This window comes from Streptomyces sp. 150FB (assembly GCF_000818195.1).
In the GTDB taxonomy this organism is placed as follows: domain Bacteria; phylum Actinomycetota; class Actinomycetes; order Streptomycetales; family Streptomycetaceae; genus Streptomyces.
Genome location: NZ_JTHL01000001.1, coordinates 2,180,420 through 2,187,047 on the forward strand (window position 1 = coordinate 2,180,420; position 6,628 = coordinate 2,187,047).

The 6,628-nt window shown below is 70.9% G+C and carries 6 protein-coding genes; 1 reads left to right on the forward strand and 5 read right to left on the reverse strand.

Annotated elements, in window-relative coordinates; all coding sequences use genetic code 11:
- Positions 1–74: 74 nt before the first annotated feature.
- From QR77_RS09030 to QR77_RS09050, 5 genes are all read right to left on the reverse strand, one after another.
- Positions 75–1,016 carry an ROK family glucokinase gene (locus QR77_RS09030; RefSeq protein WP_040020812.1) on the reverse strand — a complete coding sequence of 314 codons (942 nt, stop codon included), beginning with the start codon at positions 1,014–1,016 and terminating at the stop codon, positions 75–77.
- A gap of 65 nt (positions 1,017–1,081) precedes the next feature.
- Positions 1,082–1,669: a DUF5304 domain-containing protein gene (locus QR77_RS09035; protein ID WP_040020813.1), complete on the reverse strand. Its 588-nt coding sequence runs from the start codon at positions 1,667–1,669 to the stop codon at positions 1,082–1,084.
- A gap of 91 nt (positions 1,670–1,760) precedes the next feature.
- A complete protein-coding gene (locus QR77_RS09040; protein WP_040020815.1) occupies positions 1,761–3,047 on the reverse strand; it encodes an ArsA-related P-loop ATPase in 1,287 nt (428 codons plus the stop codon).
- Between the two features lie 4 nt (positions 3,048–3,051).
- Positions 3,052–3,525: an SRPBCC family protein gene (locus QR77_RS09045; RefSeq protein WP_040020817.1), complete on the reverse strand. Its 474-nt coding sequence runs from the start codon at positions 3,523–3,525 to the stop codon at positions 3,052–3,054.
- Positions 3,526–3,620: 95 nt separating this feature from the next.
- Complete coding sequence (locus tag QR77_RS09050) at positions 3,621–4,388, reverse strand: metallophosphoesterase (protein ID WP_040027579.1); 768 nt, start codon at positions 4,386–4,388, stop codon at positions 3,621–3,623.
- A gap of 279 nt (positions 4,389–4,667) precedes the next feature.
- On the opposite strand from QR77_RS09050, the gene QR77_RS09055 reads away from it, so the two are divergent.
- Positions 4,668–6,464, forward strand: coding sequence for an AMP-dependent synthetase/ligase (locus QR77_RS09055; RefSeq protein ID WP_040020826.1), 1,797 nt, complete (start codon positions 4,668–4,670; stop codon positions 6,462–6,464).
- Positions 6,465–6,628 lie beyond the last annotated feature (164 nt).

Sequence of the window (6,628 nt, forward strand, 5' to 3'; positions counted from 1 at the left end):
CATTCTGACCCGGCCCGACACGGCTGTGCCCGCCGCGCCCCCGATGGGGGCCCGGCGGGCACAGCCGTACGGAATCAGCCCTGCCGTGCCAGGTCGGCGGCGCCCACCAGGCCCGCTTCGCCGCCCAGTTGGGCGGCGAGAACCTGCGCGTGCGGACGGAACTCGCCGCCGATCAGCCAGCGCCTGAAGGACTTGCGGATCGGGTCGAGGACCAACTCGCCCTCGTCCGACACACCACCGCCGACGATGAACGCCGACGGGTCGAAGAGCGAGGCCAGGTCGGCGAGCCCGGCGCCCGCCCAACGGGCCAGCTCCCGGAAGGAGTCGATGGCCACGGCGTCGCCCGCGCGGGCGGCGGCGCTGATGTGCTTGCCCTCGATGCCGTCCGGTGTGCCGTTGCCGAGACCGAGCAGCGTCCCGGCGTTCTCCGGCGTCGCGTTGGCGCGCTGGCGCGCGTACCGCACGAGCGCCCGCCCGGACGCGTACTGCTCCCAGCAGCCCTGGCTGCCGCAGCCGCACAGCAGGCCGTCGGGGACGACCCGGATGTGGCCGAACTCCGCCGCCACGCCGAAGCGTCCGCGCCGCAGCTTGTTGCCGATGATGATCCCGCCGCCGAGGCCGGTGCCGAGCGTGATGCAGATGACGTCGTCGTGGCCCTGTCCGGCCCCGAACCTGTACTCGCCCCAGGCCGCCGCGTTCGCGTCGTTCTCCACGACGACCGGCAGGCCGACGCGCTGCTCGACCTTGTCCTTGAGCGGCTCCTGGCGCCAGTTGATGTTCGGCGCGAAGAGGACGGTGGCGCGCTTGTCGTCGACGTAACCGGCGGCCCCGATGCCCACCGCTTCGATCTCGTGCCCCTCGCCGGCGCCGGAGACCGCGGCGCAGATCGCGTCGACGATGCCTTCGGCGGTCGGCGGAGTGGGCACCTTGTGCATATCCCGGATGGTGCCCTCTTCGTCGACCACGCCGGCCGCGATCTTCGTGCCGCCGATGTCGACGCCGATGGTGAGTCCCATGTGTCCCTCAGTTTTCGGTCGAGCCCCGCTTGGCCCAACCGTACCCGAGGGCGGGCACCCGCCCGTCAGTCCAGGTCGATGTGACCGGCCGGACCTGGCCCTTCGTCCCTGGGGTCGGTCGGATCGCCGGACGTCTCCGTATCGCCCTTCGTCACGCCGGGGTTCGTCGCGTCAGGTTTCGTCGGATCGGGCGCCGTCGCTCCGGGCTTCGTCACGTCGGGCTTCGTCAGGTCGTACGGGTCACTCTTCCCGCCCGCCCCGCCCGCGTCGCCGCCCGGGGTGGTGGAGCCCTGGGTCCAGCGGCCTTCCTGGCTCTCGACGGCCGTACGGTACGCGGCGAGGATCTCGCCGCCCGCGGCGGCGAGGTGGTCGAAGACTCCGGGATTGCGCTCGATGACCGGCTCGACCGCGGCCTTGGCCTGATTGAGGAGCTGCTGTACGGCTCCCTGGCCGACCATGCCGAAGAGCGGTCCCTGAAGAGAGGAGACCTTGTCGGTGACGGCGTCGACGAACTTACGCAGTTCGTCGGCCGCGGAGGCGGGCGGGCTGCCGTAGGTGGCCCGGCGGCGGACCTTCTCCGCCGCCAGATCCTCGGCGCACGCCGTGGCCCAGGCGTCCGCGTCGGCGTCGGGGCGCTCGCTGGCATCGCTCATGGGGTACTCCTGCGTCTGAGACACGGGCCTTTCGCTGTGGGATGCGAAAGGGTTCGTCCCCTTCGACGGTACCCGAACGGCTGTAGGTCGTTCAGTCCGTACGCGGCCAGAGTCCCGGATCGGGCGCGAACCTGACCCGGAGCACCCCGTCGGTGAGGGCCGCGCCCGTGACCGTACAGCGGCGCAGCGCCGACGGCAGGGGGACGATCCGGCGGAACGGGCCGACGGTGAGCAGGAGTTCGTCGTCCCTGCGGACGAGTGCGACCTCGCTCTTGACTGCGCCGGGCAGCGGCAGGCACCAGACGAGCAGGTTCTCCTCCTCGCGCCGGTCCTCGACACTCCAGGGATCACCGGCCGGACCCGGCGTCCTGCCGTCGGGCTCCAGGGCGAGCCCGTCGCCCCCTGAGAGGGCGGCTGCCCCGCCGTGGCCACTGGTCTCCGTGGGACCGCCGGCTCCCGTGGTGAGCGTGCGGTCCGATTCCAGGTCGAGCAGGGTGAGGTCCTCGATGCCCCGCGGGTCGCGGCCGAGGTGTCCCACCTCGCAGAGGGAGGTGCTGCCGAGCACCCACTCCCCGTACCAGCCCTCCAGGCACTTCTGCTGCTGCGCGACGAGCGACGCGAGCCAGGGGTCGACCGAGCCGCGCGGCAGCAGCCGGTTCGCCACGAGGGTCTCGACGCGCAGGCCGAACAGCGCGGCTCCGGTACGGGCGGTGCGCAGCGCCTCCTGGGCCCCGGGCCCTGGCTCGGCGACCAGTCGCAGCGACGTCGTACGGTCCTCGATCAGCGACTGGACGGCCGCCAGCTCGGCGTCGCGGCGCGCTGCCGTCTCGTACAGCCACTGCGAGGGCATGGGTACGCCGGCGAGCTGGGCCATGATCGGGCGCAGCGCGCGGGCGGCCTGGCGTTCCTGCGGGAGCAGCCGGCGCATGTAGCGGCGGAGCTGCTCGGGCAGGGCGAGCAGCGCGAGTGTTTCGCGCAGCGGCGGCATGTCGACCACGAGGACGTCCCAGTCGCCGCCCGACGCCTGGTGGAGGGCGTGGAGCAGGGCGAACTGTTCGCTGCCGGGGAGTTCGGTGAGTTCCTCGCCGGCCAGTTTGCGGGCGCCGACCAGGTCGAGGGCGCCGGAGGCCCGTTCCTGGAAGCGGAGGAGTTCCTGCCGGAAGTGCGCGCCGGAGTCGACGCGGGCCGCCCACAGCCCGTCGGTCACCCGGTCCGGCTGCGCGGGATCCGTCCCTACGGATGTGCCGAGCAGGTCGCCGGGGTGGTCGGAGGTGAGCAGCAGGGCGCGGTCGCCGCGCCTGGCTGCGGCGAGCGCGGTGGCGGCGGCCACGGTGGTACGGCCCGCACCGCCGGGGCCGGTGACGAGGACCGTACGCATCAGCTCACGCTCCAGGGGCGGATTCGACTCCGGGAAGGGGGCCGGGGGCGGACTCGACGCGCTTCTTCAGACCGGCGAGGGCGCGGTCGATGATGACCTTCTCCGCCTTGCGCTTGATCATTCCGAGCATCGGGATCTTGACGTCGACGGTCAGCCGGTAGGTGACCTCGGTGCCGTCGCCGGCGGGGGTGAGCAGGTAGGAGCCGTCCAGGGAGCGCAGCATCTGCGACTTCACCAGGGTCCAGCTCACCTCGTTGTCCCCGGTCCAGGTGTACGCGAGGGTGTGGTCGTCCTTGATCGCTCCGGCGTCCAGCACGAGCCTGACCTGCTCGGCGCGGCCCTTGCCGTCGGTGGCCAGCACCTCGGCCTCCTTGACCTCACCCGTCCAGTCCGGGTAGCGGGCGAAGTCGGCGATCACGCCCATGACCTCGGCCGGTGCCGCCTCGATCGTGATGCTCGAACTGGTGTGTTCCGCCATCGCCGTGCTCCTCTGGGCTGGGTACGCCCGTGCAGGTTATCGCGTGGCCACCGGTCCCGAACGCACGGACGGCAGGAACCGAAAGGGGTCCGGGGTCACCACTCCATGGTCCACGGAACGCCCGTGGAAGCGAAGTGCCCCACATTCACGCACTCCGTGGAGCCGACGCGCATCCGGCGGACCAGCGGCTGGTGCACATGACCGAACAGCGCGTACCGGGGCTTCGTCCTGCGTACGGCGTCGAGCAGCGCGCGGCTGCCGCGCTCGAAGCGGCGGGCGACCGTGTCGTAGACCAGTTCGGGCAGCTCGGGTGGGATGTGCGAGCAGAGCACGTCGACCTCCCCGATCGCCTCGACCTTGGCCGCGTACTCCTCGTCGGAGATCTCGTACGGGGTGCGCATGGGGGTGCGCAGGCCGCCGCCGACGAAGCCGAAGACCCGGCCGCCGATCTCCACGCGCTCGCCGTCGAGGACGGTGGTGCCGGGGCCCGCGTACTGGGACCAGAGCGCCGGTATGTCGACATTGCCGTAGGTGGCGTACGTCGGGGTGGGAAGGGCGGCGAACATCTCGGCGTACTGACGGCGCACCGCTCCCTCGATCGCCGCCCCCGGGTCGAGGTCGAGGCCCGCCCACAGCGCTCCGCCGAAGTCCCTCGCCTCGTCGAAGCGGCGCGCGGTACGCAGCTCCACGAGCCGGTCGGCGTTCTCCTTCCCGAACAGGTCGGGGAAGATCCCGCGCGAGTGGTCCGCGTAGTCCAGGAACAGCACGAGGTCTCCGAGACAGACCAGGGCATCGGCGCCGTCACCGGCCGCCGCGAGCGCCCCCGTGTTCCCGTGCACATCACTGACCACGTTGACTCGCATGACGATCACCCTAGAACGACGTCCCCGCGCCCGGTAGAGGGCACCGGACCTGCGATTACTTCCATGGTGTCAGCGGGGTGCACTACTGTGCGGCGAGTGGACCGAAAAACATGTGACGCAGGGAACATCTGACCGGGACCCCCTATCGGTAAGTCAGTACTGATGGGTAACGTCCAGGCAGTCCAGCCGTGCTCTCCTCCAGGAGCACCTGCCCGATCTTGGACCGCAGCCGGTGCCCCACGGAGCCGTGGCGCCGGCGCCCGATGAGGAGCAGCAGTTTTGCGCGAGTTCAGCCTTCCGGCCCTGTACGAGGTCCCCACGGACGGCAACCTGACGGATCTCATCCGCCGCAACGCCGCTCAACACCCCGATGTGGCGGTCCTCGGTCGCAAGGTCGCCGGCGTCTGGACCGATGTCACCGCCACGGAGTTCCTCGCGGAGGTACGCGCGGCGGCCAAGGGCCTGATCGCCGCCGGCATCGCACCGGGTGACCGGGTCGCCCTGATGTCCCGTACCCGCTTCGAGTGGGTGCAACTGGACTTCGCGATCTGGAGCGCGGGCGCGATCACCGTCCCGGTGTACGAGACCAGCTCAGCCGAACAGGTGCAGTGGATCCTCGGCGACTCCGGGGCCGTCGCCGTGATCGTGGAGAGCGACGCGCACACGGCGACCGTCGAATCCGTACGCGACGCCCTGCCCGGCCTGCTGAACGTCTGGCAGATCGAGAAGAACGGCGTCGACGAACTGACCGCTTCCGGCGCCGGGATCACCGAGGCGACCGTCGACGAACGCGCCGGATCGGCGAAGGCCGACGACCCCGCGACGATCGTCTACACCTCGGGCACCACGGGCCGCCCCAAGGGCTGCGTGCTCACCCACCGCAGCTTCTTCGCCGAGTGCGGCAACGCCGTGGAGCGCCTCAAACCCCTCTTCAACACCGGCGATTGCTCCGTCCTGCTCTTCCTCCCCGCGGCGCACGTCTTCGGACGGCTCGTCGAGGTCGCCGCCGTGATGGCCCCGATCAAGCTCGGCTGCGTCCCCGACATCAAGAACCTCACGGACGATCTCGCGTCCTTCAGGCCCACGTTGGTACTCGGCGTCCCCCGCGTCTTCGAGAAGATCTACAACTCGGCCCGCGCCAAGGCCCACGAGGACGGCAAGGGCCGCATCTTCGACAAGGCCGCGCACACGGCCATCGCCTACAGCCGCGCCCTGTCGACACCCGAGGGCCCGGCCCTCGGCCTCAAGCTCCGGCACAAGCTCTTCGACCGGCTCGTCTACAGCAAGCTGCGCGCGGTGCTCGGCGGCCGGGGCCAGTACGCCATCTCGGGCGGCGCGCCGCTGGGCGAGCGGCTCGGCCACTTCTTCCGGGGCATCGGCTTCACGGTGCTGGAGGGCTACGGCCTGACGGAGTCCTGCGCCGCCACCTCCTTCAACCCCTGGGACCGCCAGAAGATCGGCACGGTGGGCCAGCCCCTGCCGGGCACGGTCGTGAGGATCGCCGACGACGGCGAGGTCCTGCTGCACGGCGAGCACCTCTTCACCGGCTACTGGAACAACGAGGCGGCCACGGCCGAGGCGCTGGCCGACGGCTGGTTCCACACGGGCGACATCGGCACGCTGGACGAGGACGGCTACCTCGCGATCACCGGCCGCAAGAAGGAGATCCTGGTGACCGCCGGCGGCAAGAACGTCGCCCCCGCCGTCATCGAGGACCGCATCCGCGCCCACGCCCTGGTAGCCGAATGCATGGTCGTCGGCGACGGCCGCCCCTTCGTGGGCGCGCTGATCACCCTGGACCCCGAGTTCCTGGCCCGCTGGTCCGAGGAACACCACAAGGCAACGGACTCCACAGCCGCGACGCTCCGCCTGGACCCGGAACTGGTGGCGGAGATCCAGCGCGCGGTGGACGAGGGCAACGCGGCGGTGTCGAAGGCCGAATCGGTCCGCAAGTTCCGCATCCTCACGGACCAGTTCACGGAGGACGGGGGCCACATCACCCCGTCCCTGAAGCTGAAGCGCAACGTGGTCTCAAAGGACTTCGCCGACGAAATCGAAGCCATTTATCAGGCCTAGGGGTGGGCGGTCGTGGTCGCCCCGGTCGTTTCGCTGACGCGGTTGTGGTGCACGGCCGTTGGTTGCGGTTGTTGACGGGGTTCGCTCCGGGGCGAAAACCCGGGGATGCCGACGTAGTTACGGCGCGTGGCGGGCGGTCGTCCGAGGCTACGCGGCCTGCGCCG